Genomic DNA, 15,776 nt, shown 5'->3' with positions numbered 1-15,776 from the left:
TGGATGGGGTGTGGTTGGGGAGGGGGCCGGGTTCTTCTGGGGCCGCGAGGAGGTTTTGGCTATGGTGATCGCGCACACGAACGGGAACCATCGGGGGAGAACATGAGCTGGGCGAACAACGGGCCGGCGGGTCCACCGCAGGGGCAGCCGTACGGGCCGCCGCAGACCCCGCCCCCGCAGGGTCCCCAGCAGCCCCGCTGGGCGTGGTGGGTCATCGGGATCGTCATCCCGGTCGTGGGCATCCTGATCACGATCCTGGTGGCCAGGCCGGGCTCGTCCGGCGACGACGGCGACCGGCCTGCGGAGTCGGCGCCCACCGCGTCCGCGCGGTCCGGCGGCGGTGAGGGACAGGGCGGCGGCCAGGAGCCGAGCAGCGCGCCGCCCACGGCCGACGGGCAGCAGTACCGGAAGGTGTTCGGGCCGGACAAGGTGGACGCCGAAGCGTCCATCACCGGGTCGTACATCGAGCTGGACACGCCGAAGCCGCTCGTGATGAGTGCCGGCACCGACGGTGCGGACATCATCTTCGGATCCGAAACCGGCGACCCGAGCCTGTTCGTACCGGATTCCGCCACCACCCTGGCCCAGTGGGCCGACCCCGGTACCGCCCCGACGCCCGAGGAGTGCGTGGAGAGCGTCGGGCGCAACAGCGGCTACAGCGCGAACGTGAAGCCCGGCGAGACCTACTGCCTGCAGACCGGTGAGAGCCGGATCGCCTACCTGAAGGTCGTCACCGCGCCGGACAGCGGCGGCGGACAGCTCGACGTCACCGTCTGGGAGCGGTCTGACGCGTGACCCGTGGGGTACTGCGGCAGGACGGAATCAGTCCTGCCGGGCGCCGAACTGCCGCATGCCGTGAGCGAGATGGACGTTGAGGGTGAGGTAGGCCGCCGGCTGCGACCGCGTGGCACCGGGCACGACCCGAGGAACCCTGGAGCACCCGACCCACGCGCCGGTCCTCGGCCATGCCCGCCGACGACAAGCAGCCGGACCCGCAATCTCGAACAACGCGATAAAACCGGTCAGTTGCCCGTCCCGGCCATGCCTGTCGCCAAGGAGTTCCGCCGCCTGCTCAACCGGCTCGCGTGGGCCACATCGCGCTGCCAGTGCAGGAGGGTACGCAAAATGGAACGAATAATTCCTCTCGTGTCTTGACGCTCAGGGGGGAAACGGGCGGCACCGGGCTCAGGAATTCCACCTTCACGTTACAATGGATAGGTCACTCGCTAAAGTGACGGCCTCCACTGAGAGCGCGCATGACTGAGGGGACTGCTGATGATCTTTGGGATACTCGGCTCCGTAACGGTTATGGGTCCGCAGTGCTGTGACAGTAAACTCATCGAGGTGAACCTGTCCGAACATCGCGTACGGGGGTTATTGGCATCGTTGCTGCTGCGGCCGAACAGATTTGTAACGCAGGCGGCACTAGCCGAACTCTTATGGGATAAAACCCCCGCTACCTACCGCTCTAACCTGCGCACCTATGCGTCTCGGCTGCGCCGGTGCCTACGTGCTGCGGATCCCGCGACAAAGCGACTCGAATCGGTGAGAGGCTCCGCCCGGAGTGGCGGCGGAGGTTACTCGCTCAGCGTGACGGAAATGGACCTGGACGCCGATATATTCGTCCGCCTGGTATCCCGGGCGCAGACCGAGACGAGAAATGGCAACAATGACAGGGCCATAGTGAATCTGGAGCGAGCACTGGCCTTATGGCGTGGCACGGCGGGTGGTGCCGATGTCGCGGGCTCCAGCCGACTGCTCACCCAGCTCGACTCGTTCAACCATCTCCGCCTGATCGCTCGGGAGGACCTGATCTCGGCGCGGCTGGTGAGGGGGGAGCATCGGCTGGTCGTCCCGCAGGTACGGGCCCTGCTCGCCGACCACCCGTACCGCGAGGTCTCCTGGGGACAGCTGATGTACGCGTACTACTGCTGCGGCGACATCGAGGCTGCCCTGCGCACCTACCTCGAGCTGCGGAAGGTGCTGGACGAGGAGCTGGGGGTGGAGCCGGGGCAGGAAGTGGGCAGGCTCCACCAGGCGATCCTGGCGCGGGACGACACACAGGCTCGCCGGCTGATCCTGCCGGAGCCGGATCGCTTCGCCGTGTGACGCGTCATCCGTACCCGGTAGCCCCTCGTGCGTCACTTGTCGTATGCGGCCTCGGTGAGCAGGGCCAGCAGCCGGTCGGGGTCGTCGGCCCACAGGTGTACTTCGCTGACGAACCGCTCGCCTTCCTTGGGGAGCGAGATGAGCACCGGCTCGCGAAGCCGGATGGCGACGTTGGTGCTGCCGTAGACCTCCACGTAAAGCGCGTCGTCGGCGAACATCGCGATGCGCCGCTGGGAGCGCGACTGCCGGTGCAGACGCACCCGCTCCACTCCTTCCAGCGGCACGGTCACATCGACCATGTCGGAGAAGCGGATACGCAGCTTTCCGTTGTGCAGCGTCGTCGGATATGCGACGAGCGAGGCGAAGAAAGCGACGAGCCACCACAGTCCGATAACCGAGACGACGAGCAGAATGATGCGCACGGTGGGCCAAGGAATGGCGAGATGTACGACCACGATCTCGACGATTGTAACGGCGAGCATGACCCACAGGATTCCGCTGAGCGCGCGGTAGTACGGCACGCCTGTCCCGCCTTTGGGGACATCACGGCGGCGGGTGGCGAGGAGCAGAGTGGAACGCTGCAAGGTCAATTCGAATGCGATCAGCTTTCCCAACGGCTTGGGCAGGACTTCCTCCACCGCACGCATTGCCGCGGTGAAACGGTCGGGAGCGGTGTCCCGCTGCTCCCGGTATATGTTTCTGATCTGCCATGCGCCGAGGAGCAGCAGGCAGAGAAGCAGGCCCTCGATAATCACCACGACGATCGCAGCGTCCGTGAAAGAGACCTTCCCGGTCCACACCAGGAGGATTTCTGCTAGGATTGTTAAAAGTGCTGCCCATTTGATGAATGGCGTCAGGCGTTGGATCATGTGGACGTTACAACCCAATCTGTCTCGGCTACGATCCAACTATCGCATAGCAACCTTCGGTGAGCGTAGGCGAAAGGTAGCCAACCGTAGCCGCCTTCTCCCCAGGTTTCTCCCCAACTGTTCCGCACCCGGAACGCGCCTTTGAGTCCGGGCCCACATTCCTTGTTCTCGTCGTAGCCGATGAGCAGCGCCACATGATCACCCAGCAGCCGCTCTCGGGGGTGCGGCACCGGGAGGACGCCCGTCGGAAAGGACTTCGCGGTCGAAATATGCAGCGTGAACTCGACGATGACCGGAAGCCCCACCGCGAGCGGCACCTGGAGTGCCGCGAGTTGCTCCTCTGGTGAGAGGGCGCCGCGGTCCAGCTTGCGGCAGTGGAGCTTGGGCCGGCGCGAGGGGTAGGCAGCCTCCGGCGGATCTTCGTTGATCCGGTCCAGGTCGAACGGCCACCGCGCCTCGTCGGCCAGGCCGTACCGCTCCCACGCGGCCATGCTGAAGAGGACATGGGAGCCGTTGCGGTCGGGGTCGCCGCCGAGCCGGCGGGAGAGACGGTAGTTGAAGAGCAGCGAAGGGTCGCTCGGCCGGCCGGTTGCCCGGTGCTGGTAGTACGAGGCCATCGCAGTGATCACTGCGGAGGTGCAGAGCGGCAGGGCCCACTGGTTGATCACCTTGGGGTACCACTTTTCGGTGTCTTCGACGGCGGGAGGAGGCTTCACCTCGGCCGTGCTCAGCGGTGACCAGGGCGGAGAGATGGCCGAAGTGCTGTTCACAAAGCCGTCGTTGATGATGACCTGCCAGTTGTTCAGCACGCGGTCTTCCCCTCGTGTACCTCTCGCATCACCCTGAGCAGACGTGCGTCCCGCAGCGACACCGCGGCCCGGAAGCCACGGAGCGCCTCGGCGGAGAAGTCCGTGTCGGGACGCCTCTCGTATGTGTGGTGGCCGTGGCGGTCCTCACCTCGGACCAGTAGGGCCGAATCCTCGCCAACCGTGGGACGTATCGCGGGACTTATATAGTCGATCGCGAAGCAGAGGCGTTCGGCCTCGCTGGTGCTGGGGCCGGAGCTGTGCACCGTGGCCGGTGTGTGGATCGCGCACTGCCCGGGCTCGAGGTTCACGCTGACGGTGTTCTCGTCCGCGACGAGATAGTCGGCTTTCTCCCCTTGAGTCAGGTCGGCCACCGTCCGGCCGGTGAAATGGTGCGGGACCAGGCCCTCGGCGTGCGAGCCGCGGCAGTAACGCATGGTGCCATTCGCCTCGTCGGTTTGTGTCAGGGCGATCCAGATCCGCACCGCGCGTCCGTTGAAATCGTGCCATCCGTAGTATGGGCCGTCCTGGTGCCAGGCCAGGCGGGCGTCGCTGTAGCCGGAACGTTCGAAGATGTTGGTGGACCACACCATCAGGTCCGGGCCGATCAGGCTCTCGGCGAGGTCGAGTACCGCCTCGTTGTGCACCAGCTCGTCCGCCCAGCGGGTGAGCAGATGGATCTTGGGGTAGTTCCACCGCTGCCACAGGAACCCACCCGCGCGACGAGTGACTTCCTTGTAGGTGCGCACCTGCGCGGCATAGGACTCCGCCGTCCCACGCTCCAGCAGGTCGATGGGGCAGAGGAAGCCGTCGGCCCGGAACCGGGAGAGCTGGTCCTCACTCAGCAGCGGGTGTCGAGTGGTCATCGCGGATCGCCTCTCTTGTCACGCGGCCGAGGCGGCCGGGTTGGCGGCGGCGCGGTCGAGGTACTCCCGGATGGCTGTGAGCAGCAACCGGGCGTCGTCGGCCTTGGTGTCGGGGGCCCCGTCGGCGAAGAAGCGGGTGAGTGCCTCGTGTTCGGCCGGGCTGACCTCCCCGATGATGACCCGCAGTGTGTTGCGCACCGTGCGCTCGGGGAAGTAGAGGCCCTTGGCAGCGGTGAGGAAGACCTCCGCGCTGTCGGGGCTGATGACCTGGCGCTCGGTCGCCGCCTCGATGGCGAACCTGAGGTTGACCATCGGGTCCGAGAAGGCCGCGCCGCTCTCCTCGTCGAAGACGATAGCCACCTCGTCATCGGCGTCGACCGCCCCGGTGGCGTACGCCTCGAAGATCCTGCCGATGCCGACCATCCCCCAGGGGGCGCACTCCGCGGCACGGAGGGCACCCATGCTGGAGGAGCCGTAGACGCGGGTGCCCCGGTCGACCGCGTTGAGCACCTCCTTCGGTGAAATCGACAGCGAGGACAGGAACTTGCCGTCCACGATGCCGATCACCTCGGGCGGCTCAGGGCGGCGTAGCAGCGCGTCGATGTCCCCCCGCTGGACGGGGGGCAGATACTCCGCGTCCAGCACCTCTGCGGCCTGGGCGGGGGAAAGACTTGGTCCCAGAAAGACCACAGCGCGCATTGTGTTTCATACCTTTCTTCGTGGGTGGCTGGAGAGGACTGGCCGGGCGCGGGCAAGGGCGAGCACCACGGCACCGTGATCGACACGAGGGGAGCTCAGCCGGCGTGGGAAGCTGTCAGGCGGCGGTTGAGTTCCGCCACGGTGCGCACCGCGCGGTTCCACTCGGTGCTGGCGCGAGTCCCGAGCTTGCAGTGGTCGACGCCCCAGGACTCCAGGCCGGGCACCAGCAACCGGACTACGGAGACGGGGACTTCGGGTGGTGAGAGGTCGACGACGATGGCGCGCTTCATCCCGATCGTGCGCAGCCGGTCGAGCATGAAGCGCACATCGTCCATGAGGTCGCCGTGCTGGTGGGTGTCGATCCCCCGGGCGTCGACGATCTTCTTCATCGGCTGCCAGATCCAGCCGGTCTTGTCGACGGCCGACGAGCGGTGCACGTGCATCAGATGCTTCGGTATATCGGCGCCCGGCAGCGAGATGTCCTCGCGCATCGCCTGGATGTCGACCGCCCGTCCCTGGGCGCATTCGGTGATCGCGCGAATGATCGCCACCTCGGCGTCGGGGTGAGTGCCGAAGCCGGCATGGCTCTGTGCCGAGGTGGCGGTCAGGCCTTCGGAGATCGCTGCCATGAAGGTCGGTACTCCGATGTCGTTGGTGAGCTGGAGCACCCGGATCTCCAGCCCCGCCGCGCGGATCTTGGCGATCAGTTCCTGGGCGGCTGCCGGCAGGGTGGCGGTGTCCACATGCGGGTGCTTCTCCTTGAGCCAGCCGGTGATCGCCGCCGAGTGCTCCGAGGCCAGGGCACCGCGTTCCAGGGCGCGACAGAGTTGGGTGCACAGCACTTCGGAGATGGTGATCGCGTCCCGCTCGATCACCTCGCACAGTGCGTGGCAGATGGCCTCCTCCAGGCTGTTCCCTGAGGCGAGCCCGTTGGTGGTGGTGATCCGATAGCAGGGCGCCTCGTGCAGTTTGGCCACATAGCAGGCCGCGTCCTGGGGTATCAGCACCCGCTCGTCGCTGAGCAGGTCGTATCCCTCGGCCCAGGAGAGGGGCAGGTCGTCGGAGTAGTGCGGGGCGAGCTCCAGGACGTACTCGGCGGGGTGCATGACCTTCCGGCCGGCCGCGAGGAGTTCGGCGTACGAGGCGATGGCGTCCGGACGGCGGGGCAGCCAGGCCGCGAACCGCTCGATCGCCTCCATCACGGCTGAGGTCTTCGCCTGGAGCGGGGTCGTGCCCTTGCCGTTATAGACGGAGATGATGTCGTTGGACCTCGGTGAGACCGCGTTGTAGACCGGGATGCCGATGCGATCCAGCCAGGTGATGTCGGCGACTCGGGTGATGCCCGCTCGCAGCAGATGCGGCTGCACCTTGGCGAAGGTCTCGGCTGCGGTGATCTCCCGGTGGACGCCACCGCCGTTGATCTTGGGAACGCTGGTACGTAGTTTCATGCTTCCCTCACTCCTCGACCAGGTCCACACGGGCCCGGCCATCGCCCTGGTACTGGTAGCTCAGCGTGATCGCGTCTCCGGGGGTCACCTTCCGGTCCTTGGCGAAGGTCCAGCCGGCGCAGTACCAGTGGCTCAGTTCGCCGCCGTTCCACGGCGCGGTGGAGAGCGTGGTGGTGGGGCCGAGCCGCGCCTCGAAGAAGACGATCGCGGTGTTGAAGACGCCTGAGGTGGTGACGGGGACGGTCACCTGGTTCTCGAAGTGCCGTACATCCGTGCGGAGATCGACGGTGAAGAGTGGCGCGGGATCGGAGAGTCGCTCCCAGTTCCTTACGTGTTCGGGCCGTTCGTAGAAGCCGGCCGAGCGGGGGAGGTCGTCCTCCAGCATCGGGGTGAAGTCGATGCCGTAGCGGTCCTGCCAGGTCCGGATGTGGGAGTCGAGGATCCGGTGCCGGAGGCGGAACTCCTCGGGCATATGTGCGAGATAGGCATGGCTGCGCAGCGAGCCGGGGATGAGCCGGGCGTCCTCGGTGAGCAGGCGTCTCCTGGCGTCCTGGAGGTTCTCCCAGATCACCATGTCCAGGCAGTCGTTGCCGACGATGTCGGTGGTGAGAACCGTCGCCTTCTCCGGCAGCTCGGTGGCCGTGGACCAGCCCCGCACCATGGTGACCCGGTCCTTGAACCCGTTGCGCTCCACGATCCGGGACGCGATGTCTCCGGTTCGGGCCGGCTCGACCGCGTACACCCGGCGGGCTCCGGCCCTGGCCGAGGCGACCGCTAGTATGCCGGAACCCGTCCCGAGGTCCAGGACCACGTCGTCCGGGCCGACCACCTCGTCGATCGCCTTGATGAACAGGCTCTTGCGGATCGGGTCCTGGAGCATCGCGATGTCCATGTACGCCTGGCCGTAGCCACCGACCGGGAACATCAGCTCGGAGTGGCCGGCGGCCGGCTCCGTGGTCAGCAGACCGGCGCTGACCATGGTGGCGAGGGTGGCGACCAGCTCGTCAACCGCCCTACGGCCCTTGAGCCTTGGGCGGAGTCGATGGATCGCGTCACCGACGGTCGTGGGCTCGTAGAAGACGTCCAGCAGGGACAGCGCGTGGGGTCCGAACTCCAGAATGCGGCGATCGTGGTGCACCCGGACCTGATGAGCGCTGTCCACCTCGACCAGAAGCTCCGGAACGCGACGCAGTGTCGCATCGAGGGCAAGGGTCAACGGTCTCTCCTGTTCTCGTTGCGTGCGTGGTGGCCCGCGGCCTGCGTCAGCGCGGCGACCAGCGGTGCGCGGTAGTCGCCCATCGAGCCGGTCTCGTCGGCGCCGGTGGCGAGTGACGGGCCGAGTTTCGGCTCGACCACCTGGTAGCCGTCGGATTTGAGCTGGTCGATGTTGCGCCGCATGGCGGGCTTGTTCCAGGTCGTCTCGTTGGTGGAGGGCACCACGATGGTCGGACAGGACACGGCCATGAGCGTGGAGCTGACGAGGTTGTCGCCAATACCGTGCGCGAGCTTGCCCGCCAGGTCCGCTGTAGTGGGCAACACCAGTGCCACCTGAGCCCATTGGGCGACGGAGACATGCGAGCGGGCGTCGTCCGGAAGGTCGTCCCAGTCGCAGAGCACCTCGCAGCCGACGACCCGTTTGAACGAGTCCTTGGTGACCAGGCGCAGTGCCATCGGGGTGAGCATGACTCGTATCTGGGTCAGGCCTAGGCGGCTCTTGAGCCAAAGCAGGATGTGCGGCACACCGAGGGCGGCCACCGATCCGGAGACGCAGACCAGCAGCCGGACGCCGGAGAGATCGATACGTCCTTCGGCGTCGGCCGCCGCGTCTGTCGTGCTCGCTGATTCAGTCGCTTCGGTCATCCCATCCCAGCCCCCTTGTGCATCGCTCCCATTGGTCTTCCAGCACCCGCAACGTCCGGTCCAGGTCGCCGGCGGGCGTCGGCGCGAGCAGGGCGCTCTGCGCGCAGTGCTCCAGCAACCGGTCGGCGATCAGCGACCTCAACCGGTCCGGGTCGGCCACCTGGCCGTAGCCGTCGAGGAACGCCGCCGGCGCCGGGTCGTCCATCACGCTCATGACTGCCGCCGCCTCGATCAACTCGCTGAGGAAGAAGGCCACATCACGTAGCGGGTCGCCCAGCCCTGCCTCCCGCCAGCCCAGTACCACCGGCCGGTCGGTGTCGGCGCAGACACCGGTGGAGAAGCGGCCATGGACGATCGTCAAATCTCCGGTGTACGGGCGCAGCCGGGCCGCGCTGCGGGCGAGTTTCCCGTGAGGGAGCCGGTCGCGGGCGTTCGCCACGGCCGTGGCGGTCGGCGAGCCCTCGGGCAACCAAGGTGACCCGTGCCGTCGGGGCAACTCGGGCGGCGGCCCGGAATGCAACCGGCCGAGGAAACGGCCCAGTTCCCGGCAGGTGTGCTCGACTCCGCGCCGCTCGATGGCGTAGACCCGGTCGCACAGCAAAGCCGGGGTCGGCAGGGCGGGCCACGTCGCGACCTCGGCTCCATCCTGGGCGGAGAGCGTGGGAAACGCGGCACGTACGGTCCCCGTCGCCGGTACCACGGCACGCAGCGCAGCAAGCTGAACGGCGTTCAGATAGCCGGGTCGCCCGGGGAATGACCCCTCCGGCGTGTCTCCTGCCGCGCCTTGGGGAACCTTGTCCCGCTCTGCCCAGCGGAAGCCGGACGGGGTCCGTACGCACAGACGAAGCACGAACGGGCCCTCCATACGACGCACCGTGTCGGCGCTGGTGGCAGCGGTCACGCCACCACCATCGGGTCGGCGTAAGGGGCCTCGAGGTCCAGGCCCTCCCGCGCGTAGCGTTCGCGGATCGCGGCCACCCGGCCGTCCAGGTCGCGTACGCCCTGCTCGTACGCCGTCACCAGCGCCTCGGCCACCAGCAGACAGCGGTGCTCACCGAAGCTCAGCCGGTGGCCTGCGACCTGCGGCTCCACCGCGAAGGAGACTCCGGGGCGCAGTGGCAGGGCCAGCCGCGGATAGTCGTTCCGCAGTACGGCGTCGGCCTCGTCGCACACCTCGAGCAACGTCTGCCGATGCGTGGACCAGGCCTGGCGGCTGAGGTAGAGGACTCCGGAGTCGCGCCTGGTGTAGGCGGACGGATGGTTCGCCATCTTGAACTGGAAGGGGAGTTCCAGCCGGTTGAGCGCCGAGGTGAGTGTGCGCATCAGGGACGGGGCGCCTTCGGGTCCGTCCAGCGAGAAGTAGAGGCGTACCAGCCCTTCGTCCCGGCTGGGTGCGCCGTGGTCGCCAATGGCCATGTACCAGCCGAGCACGCTGTACCGCTGGCACGGTGGGAAACGTACCGAGACCTGCCCGCCGACCTGGAGCTCGCTGTTCGCCGTACCGCCCGAAGGTGCCGGCTCAGTCGGCTCGTCGGGCACCAAGTCGCTCGACGGGGCGCTCAGGGTGAGGCCGTCGCGCTGTACGAGCCAGGCGTTGCCGCGTCTGCCAGTGACCTGCCAGCCGGGTACCAGATGGCCTCGGCCGGTGTTGTGCGCGTGCAGACGCTCGGCGAAGGCGTAATCCTCGTGGTCCGGGATGGCGGCCACGGCCTTGCCGCCTTCGACGAGCATCCGCGCTGCGACTTCGTCGCCCGCGTAGTACGTCAGATAGATCAGCTTGGACAGGTAGGTGACCACGGGGAACTGGGTGTTGGTCTCCATGTCCCGTGGCGGTTCCAGGGTGCCGAAACGTGGGTGGGTGAAGGTACGGGCGTCCTGGATCACCACCTCTTCCGCGATCTCCTGGAAAAGCCGCAGATAGCTGTTGTCCCGGTCGGCCGTCATCGCAAGATCACCTCTGGCGAGGGGTTCTGGATCAGCCGCCTCCCGTACAGCAGGCAGAGGTGGCCGACTCTGTTGAGGGCGCCAAGCTGCTGGAGGCGCATCGACGCCTGGAGCAGCAGGGTGATGCCCGCATACTGGAAGATCCGTTCCTCGTCTGCGCGTTCGAGTGTGGAGAGCCGGCGGTAGGCGGTGAGGAAGGTTCGTATGTTGCGCTGGGCCGAGGTGGAGGCGTTCATGTCACCGTGGCGGCGCAGCGCGCCCATCATGAACTGGCCCACCAGATAGCCGATGTCGTAGCGCGGGTCGCCGAAGCCGGCGAGCTCCCAGTCGATGATCCGCAGCGGCAGGGGCGAGTCCGGGTCACGGGCGATCAGGATGTTGTCGTCGCGCATGTCGAAGTGGACCAGGGAGTCTGGGCGCCAATCGTCATGCAGCTCCCGGAAGTCGGGTGCCAGGTCCTGCATCGTCCGGATGTAGACGTCGAACTCCATGCCGCAGCCATGGGCGTACTCATACGGCGAGAGGTCCGTGGTCTTCGGCACCGGCGGCCAGAGCAGCCACTCCGGGTACTCGGCGTACGCTTCCGCGATCGGCGTACGGTGCAGACCCGCGAAGACCGCCGCCAGCCGGACCAGATGGCCGGTGTCCACCGGCTGCCGACCGCGGATCAGATCGCTGAGCGGGTCGCAGTCCCGCACCACGTCCAGCGCGATCACCCGGGTCTCCGGGCCGCCGGCGAGGAGCCGGGGCAGCGCCGCCCGGGTCTGGGCGGGGAAATCGAGGCGGTCGAAGAGACTCAGCATCACGTACTCGTAGTCGTTGTCGAGCTCCGTGTCGCTGTCCGGCCACTTCAGCAACTGTGCGCTGCCGTCGGCCAGCTCCACCAGCAGGACCAGCCGACGTGAGATGCACTTGGTCATGCGTACGACGGAATCGGGGTCGATACCCAGTCCGTTGAGCGTCGTGGCGAGCTCGCCGATGTCGTAGGTGATCTCCTGCGTCTGCCGGGGAGCGGGGCGCCGCCCCGGACGCGGGGTGTAGAACCCCAGCGTCCGGGCGCGCAGGAGCTCCTCAGCCCCTGGATTGTGAATCATTCGGTCTCAGCAGTGAGTTGCCGCGGTGACCACGACCGAGATGAAGGAGCCCTGGACACCCTCGTCCGGGGACATGCCGACCTTCTCCTCCAGGAACTGCTGAAGCTCCTCGGGGGAGACGCCGGCCAGCTCGCTGAACGCCTCGTCCGACGTGGTGGCGTCCGCGGCCGACTCCTCGGCCTGGATCTGCGCGACGAGGTCGTCAAGGTTCTGCTCAGAGACAGTCGTCGTAGCGGGTGACATATCCCTCTCCTCTCTGTGTTTCGGCGCTCCCTCACAGGGCGAGCGCCGGTGAACGTGACGGACAGCCCGAGACAAACAGCCGAGGGCATGTCGAACGCATGACGAGTGGCGAATGCGGCAGGCGATGCGTTCGCCATGCACGCGCTACGTACGTTCGGCCTGTTCAGGCATGGCTGGGACGGGAGGGGACGGATGGGCGCGCTGCCGCAGGCCGGTACCGACACAGACGCCGAGGAACTCTTCGAGTCCATAACCCTCAACCCGATGAGTGAGGATCCGTACCCCGAGTACGCGCGACTGCGCAGCAGGGCACCGGTGCTGCTCACCACCTACGACGCACTGGTGCTCAGTCGGCACGCGGAGTGCGATCAGGCGTTGCGGCACCGCTCGTTGGGGAAGAGCACCGAGCTCAAGGCGCTCGACTTCATCCAGGTGCCGCAGGAGCGGCTGAGCCAGGTCACCGAGCGGCTTCAGTGCAGCATGCTGTACGCCAATCCGCCGGATCACACCCGGCTGCGCCGAGGCGTCAACTCGGCCTTCTCCGGTCGCCATGTCGAGGCCCTGCGCCCGCAGATCACCGCACGGGTAGACCAGTTGCTGGACGGGATGTTCGGCGAGCCCGCAGCCGACTTCATGAGCGGCTTCGCCTACCCCTTGCCCATCCAGGTGATCTCCGACCTGCTGGGCATCCCGGAGAGCGACCGCGAGGCGATTGCGAACGACGTGGACAGCTTCGCCGCGATCGGCGAACCGACCGTTGACCCGGACGTATTGGACATCGCCATCGAGGCCGAGGCGCGGCTCGCCTCGTACTTCGCCGATCTGCTCCGGCACAAGCGCCGCCATCAGGCGGACGATCTCCTGACCCGCCTGGCCACCGAGACCGCGCTGACCGAGCTCGAACTTGTCTCCACCGCACAGCTGTTGCTCGGTGCCGGCATCGATACCACCAGCAACCAGCTCGGTAACATCCTCCACGCGCTGCTCGCCGAACCCGGCCGGCTGGACCGGATGTACGCCGGCGTCGCCGTCCGTGCGCCCGGCAGCCTGGGGACCGCGGTGGACGAACTGATCCGCTACGACCCGCCCCTCCAGTTCGATGCCCGGACCGTGCTGGAACCCGTGGAGTTCGCGGGGGCCAAGCTGGAACCTGAGCAGACGGTCATCATGATCCTCGGAGCCGCCAACCGGGACCCGGAACGCTTCCGTAAGCCGGACGAGCTGCTCTTCGACCGGGCAGACAACCCGCACCTGTCGTTCGCGTCCGGTATTCACTTCTGCCTCGGCGCGTATATGGCCCGGCTGGACATCCAGATCTTCCTGGAGCGGCTGCGGGAGCGCGGCCTTGTCATCGAGTCGGCCGCGCCCGCGGAGCGGCGGGAGAGCTACAGCGTGCGCGGTTTTGCCCGGATGCCGATCCGGCTCCGGTACGTACGGTCCTGAGGGCGCGCCTTGAGAGTGCGGCCTCGCTGGATCAGGGCGTGCAGAGCACTGGAGGGCAGTCGCCCGAGCCGTAGGTGCGCCGGTCCCGGTCGGCCGGAGTCTGATCACTCACGGAGTGCTCGGCGCTTCGAGATGTCCGCACCTTCGTGCTGATCGTGTGCGGTCAGCGGATGGGTGCTGGTCTTTGCACAGGTCGGTGGGGGCCTTGTGGGAGGCTGAGCACATGGCCAACCGACTCGCCCAGTCCCAGTCGCCCTACCTCCGGCAGCACGCCGACAACCCGGTCGACTGGTGGCCGTGGTCGCCAGAGGCGTTCGAGGAGGCGCGGCGGCGCGACGTACCCGTATTGTTGTCGGTCGGCTACTCCGCCTGTCACTGGTGCCACGTCATGGCCCACGAGTCCTTCGAGGACCAGGAGACCGCCGACTACCTCAACGCCCACTACATCAGCGTCAAGGTCGACCGCGAGGAACGCCCCGACGTGGACGCCGTCTACATGGAGGCCGTCCAGGCGGCCACCGGCCAGGGCGGCTGGCCCATGACCGTGTTCCTCACCCCGGACGCCGAGCCCTTCTACTTCGGCACCTACTTCCCGCCCGCCCCCCGGCAGGGCATGCCGTCCTTCCGGCAGGTGCTGGAGGGCGTGCGCAGTGCCTGGGTGGACCGGCGGGACGAGGTCGCCGACGTCGCCGGGAAGATCACCCGGGATCTCGCCGAGCGGGAGATCTCCTACGGCGGTACCGAGGCACCCGGCGAGGAGGAGCTCGCCCAGGCGCTCCTCGGGCTGACGCGGGAGTACGACCCACAGCGCGGCGGGTTCGGGGGCGCGCCCAAGTTCCCGCCGTCCATGGTGATCGAGTTCCTGCTGCGGCACCATGCCCGCACCGGGGCCGAGGGTGCGCTGCAAATGGCTCAGGACACCTGCGAGCGGATGGCCCGGGGCGGTATCTACGACCAGCTGGGCGGTGGGTTCGCGCGGTACTCCGTCGACCGTGACTGGATCGTGCCGCACTTCGAGAAGATGCTGTACGACAACGCCCTGCTGTGCCGCGTCTACGCCCACCTGTGGCGCGCCACCGGCTCCGAGCTCGCGCGCCGTGTCGCCCTGGAGACCGCCGACTTCATGGTGCGGGAACTGCGCACCGACGAGGGCGGGTTCGCCTCCGCGCTGGACGCCGACAGCGACGACGGGACCGGCCGGCACGTCGAGGGCGCGTACTACGTGTGGACGCCGGAGCAGCTGCGCGAGGTGCTGGGCGAGGAGGACGCCGAGCTCGCCGCCCGGTACTTCGGCGTCACCGAGGAGGGCACCTTCGAGGAGGGGGCGTCCGTGCTGCAACTCCCGCAGCAGGACGGGCTGTTCGACGCCGAGAAGGTCGCCTCGATCCGTGAGCGGCTGCTCCGGCAGCGCGGCACGCGCCCCGCACCCGGCCGGGACGACAAGATCGTGGCCGCCTGGAACGGCCTCGCGGTCGCGGCCCTAGCCGAGACCGGCGCCTACTTCGACCGCCCCGACCTGGTGGAGGCCGCGCTCGGGGCCGGTGACCTCCTCGTACGGCTGCACCTCGACGACCACGTCCGCCTCGCCCGCACCAGCAAGGACGGCAGGGCCGGCGCCAACGCGGGTGTGCTGGAGGACTACGCCGACGTGGCCGAGGGCTTCCTCGCGCTCGCTTCCGTCACCGGTGAGGGGGTCTGGCTGGAGTTCGCCGGGTTCCTGCTCGACCACGTGCTGGCCCGCTTCGCCGACGCGGAGTCCGGCGCGCTCTACGACACCGCCGCCGACGCCGAGCAGCTGATCCGCCGCCCCCAGGACCCCACCGACAACGCCGCCCCCTCGGGCTGGAGCGCGGCCGCCGGCGCCCTGCTGAGCTATGCCGCGCAGACCGGTGCGGAGCCCCATCGTGCCGCCGCCGAGAAGGCGTTGGGCGTCGTCAAGGCCCTCGGCCCGCGTGTGCCCCGGTTCATCGGCTGGGGGCTGGCCGTCGCCGAGGCCAACCTCGACGGACCGCGTGAGGTCGCCGTCGTCGGTCCGTCCCTCACGGACGAGGGCACAAGGACCCTGCACCGTACGGCACTTCTGGGCACCGCTCCGGGCGCGGTCGTGGCCGTGGGTACTCCGGAGAGTGACGAGTTTCCCCTCCTCGCCGACCGTCCTCTACAGCAGGGACAACCCGCCGCCTACGTCTGCCGCAACTTCACCTGCGATGCCCCGACCACCGATCCGGACCGCCTGCGAACCGCGCTGAGCAGCTGAAACGGCAGTAATACAGCAGTCGGCGCGGGGCGGTTACGCGACCTGTGTTCGAATTGTTCACTCTCGCGGCTCGTTGTGATGAAACGCGCTCTTCACCGAAAGGGCCTGCGCGCTTCACAGATCCCCCCTAATGTCTGC

15 protein-coding genes and 1 pseudogene are annotated in these 15,776 nt (G+C 67.7%); 5 read left to right on the top strand and 11 right to left on the bottom strand.

Going from position 1 to position 15,776, the window contains the following annotated elements; all coding sequences use genetic code 11:
• The first annotated feature begins 102 nt into the window (after nt 1-102).
• From KUM44_RS18825 to KUM44_RS18820, 3 genes and pseudogenes are all read left to right on the top strand, one after another.
• Nucleotides 103-795, top strand: coding sequence for a hypothetical protein (locus KUM44_RS18825; protein ID WP_217209194.1), 693 nt, complete (start codon nt 103-105; stop codon nt 793-795).
• Nucleotides 796-1,275: 480 nt separating this feature from the next.
• Nucleotides 1,276-1,542, top strand: a pseudogene (locus KUM44_RS47580) (winged helix-turn-helix domain-containing protein); the annotation flags it as partial.
• A 57-nt stretch (nt 1,543-1,599) separates the two neighbouring features.
• Nucleotides 1,600-2,109 carry an AfsR/SARP family transcriptional regulator gene (locus KUM44_RS18820; protein WP_254389743.1) on the top strand — a complete coding sequence of 170 codons (510 nt, stop codon included), beginning with the start codon at nt 1,600-1,602 and terminating at the stop codon, nt 2,107-2,109.
• A 32-nt stretch (nt 2,110-2,141) separates the two neighbouring features.
• Here the strand turns inward: KUM44_RS18820 and KUM44_RS18815 are convergent, their stop codons facing one another.
• The 11 genes from KUM44_RS18815 to tvaA form a co-directional block, all read right to left on the bottom strand.
• Nucleotides 2,142-2,978, bottom strand: a complete 837-nt coding sequence (locus tag KUM44_RS18815; protein ID WP_217209192.1) for a hypothetical protein — start codon at nt 2,976-2,978, stop codon at nt 2,142-2,144.
• On the bottom strand, nt 2,975-3,787 hold the full coding sequence (locus KUM44_RS18810) for a C1 family peptidase (RefSeq protein ID WP_217209190.1): 813 nt from the start codon (nt 3,785-3,787) through the stop codon (nt 2,975-2,977). Before KUM44_RS18810 ends, KUM44_RS18815 begins: the two co-directional genes overlap by 4 nt.
• Nucleotides 3,781-4,650 carry a phytanoyl-CoA dioxygenase family protein gene (locus KUM44_RS18805; RefSeq protein WP_217209188.1) on the bottom strand — a complete coding sequence of 290 codons (870 nt, stop codon included), beginning with the start codon at nt 4,648-4,650 and terminating at the stop codon, nt 3,781-3,783. The genes KUM44_RS18810 and KUM44_RS18805 overlap by 7 nt, the downstream gene beginning before the upstream one ends.
• A gap of 18 nt (nt 4,651-4,668) precedes the next feature.
• Nucleotides 4,669-5,340: a TfuA-like protein gene (locus KUM44_RS18800; RefSeq protein ID WP_308402656.1), complete on the bottom strand. Its 672-nt coding sequence runs from the start codon at nt 5,338-5,340 to the stop codon at nt 4,669-4,671.
• 104 nt (nt 5,341-5,444) lie between these two features.
• The gene (locus KUM44_RS18795) at nt 5,445-6,797 is read right to left on the bottom strand and encodes a YcaO-like family protein (RefSeq protein ID WP_217209184.1); all 1,353 of its coding nucleotides are present in this window, start codon (nt 6,795-6,797) and stop codon (nt 5,445-5,447) included.
• A 7-nt stretch (nt 6,798-6,804) separates the two neighbouring features.
• A complete protein-coding gene (locus KUM44_RS18790) occupies nt 6,805-8,013 on the bottom strand; it encodes a 50S ribosomal protein L11 methyltransferase (protein WP_254389722.1) in 1,209 nt (402 codons plus the stop codon).
• Complete coding sequence (locus KUM44_RS18785; RefSeq protein WP_217209182.1) at nt 8,010-8,657, bottom strand: flavoprotein; 648 nt, start codon at nt 8,655-8,657, stop codon at nt 8,010-8,012. Before KUM44_RS18785 ends, KUM44_RS18790 begins: the two co-directional genes overlap by 4 nt.
• The gene (locus KUM44_RS18780) at nt 8,641-9,558 is read right to left on the bottom strand and encodes a phosphotransferase (protein WP_217209180.1); all 918 of its coding nucleotides are present in this window, start codon (nt 9,556-9,558) and stop codon (nt 8,641-8,643) included. The genes KUM44_RS18785 and KUM44_RS18780 overlap by 17 nt, the downstream gene beginning before the upstream one ends.
• Nucleotides 9,555-10,601, bottom strand: coding sequence for a T3SS effector HopA1 family protein (locus tag KUM44_RS18775; RefSeq protein ID WP_217209178.1), 1,047 nt, complete (start codon nt 10,599-10,601; stop codon nt 9,555-9,557). The genes KUM44_RS18780 and KUM44_RS18775 overlap by 4 nt, the downstream gene beginning before the upstream one ends.
• On the bottom strand, nt 10,598-11,695 hold the full coding sequence (locus KUM44_RS18770) for a phosphotransferase family protein (protein WP_217209176.1): 1,098 nt from the start codon (nt 11,693-11,695) through the stop codon (nt 10,598-10,600). Before KUM44_RS18770 ends, KUM44_RS18775 begins: the two co-directional genes overlap by 4 nt.
• A gap of 6 nt (nt 11,696-11,701) precedes the next feature.
• Nucleotides 11,702-11,938, bottom strand: a complete 237-nt coding sequence (tvaA, locus tag KUM44_RS18765) for a thioviridamide family RiPP peptide (RefSeq protein ID WP_217209174.1) — start codon at nt 11,936-11,938, stop codon at nt 11,702-11,704.
• A 192-nt stretch (nt 11,939-12,130) separates the two neighbouring features.
• Between tvaA and KUM44_RS18760 the strand changes: the two genes are divergently transcribed.
• A complete protein-coding gene (locus KUM44_RS18760) occupies nt 12,131-13,381 on the top strand; it encodes a cytochrome P450 (protein ID WP_217209172.1) in 1,251 nt (416 codons plus the stop codon).
• Nucleotides 13,382-13,604: 223 nt separating this feature from the next.
• The gene (locus KUM44_RS18755) at nt 13,605-15,638 is read left to right on the top strand and encodes a thioredoxin domain-containing protein (protein ID WP_217209171.1); all 2,034 of its coding nucleotides are present in this window, start codon (nt 13,605-13,607) and stop codon (nt 15,636-15,638) included.
• The last annotated feature ends 138 nt before the right edge of the window (nt 15,639-15,776 follow it).

Source organism: Streptomyces sp. AC550_RSS872 (genome assembly GCF_019049285.1).
GTDB lineage: Bacteria > Actinomycetota > Actinomycetes > Streptomycetales > Streptomycetaceae > Streptomyces.
This window is presented reverse-complemented; position numbering and strand designations above follow the sequence as displayed.

Excerpts from the sequence above, each read along its gene's own strand:
- KUM44_RS18825 (WP_217209194.1), top strand. The coding sequence starts at position 103 with ATGAGCTGGGCGAACAACGGGCCGGCGGGTCCACCGCAGGGGCAGCCG.
- KUM44_RS18820 (WP_254389743.1), top strand. The coding sequence starts at position 1,600 with ATGGACCTGGACGCCGATATATTCGTCCGCCTGGTATCCCGGGCGCAG.
- KUM44_RS18815 (WP_217209192.1), bottom strand. The coding sequence starts at position 2,978 with ATGATCCAACGCCTGACGCCATTCATCAAATGGGCAGCACTTTTAACA.
- KUM44_RS18805 (WP_217209188.1), bottom strand. The coding sequence starts at position 4,650 with ATGACCACTCGACACCCGCTGCTGAGTGAGGACCAGCTCTCCCGGTTC.
- KUM44_RS18795 (WP_217209184.1), bottom strand. The coding sequence starts at position 6,797 with ATGAAACTACGTACCAGCGTTCCCAAGATCAACGGCGGTGGCGTCCAC.
- KUM44_RS18785 (WP_217209182.1), bottom strand. The coding sequence starts at position 8,657 with ATGACCGAAGCGACTGAATCAGCGAGCACGACAGACGCGGCGGCCGAC.
- KUM44_RS18775 (WP_217209178.1), bottom strand. The coding sequence starts at position 10,601 with ATGACGGCCGACCGGGACAACAGCTATCTGCGGCTTTTCCAGGAGATC.
- KUM44_RS18770 (WP_217209176.1), bottom strand. The coding sequence starts at position 11,695 with ATGATTCACAATCCAGGGGCTGAGGAGCTCCTGCGCGCCCGGACGCTG.
- tvaA (WP_217209174.1), bottom strand. The coding sequence starts at position 11,938 with ATGTCACCCGCTACGACGACTGTCTCTGAGCAGAACCTTGACGACCTC.
- KUM44_RS18760 (WP_217209172.1), top strand. The coding sequence starts at position 12,131 with ATGGGCGCGCTGCCGCAGGCCGGTACCGACACAGACGCCGAGGAACTC.
- KUM44_RS18755 (WP_217209171.1), top strand. The coding sequence starts at position 13,605 with ATGGCCAACCGACTCGCCCAGTCCCAGTCGCCCTACCTCCGGCAGCAC.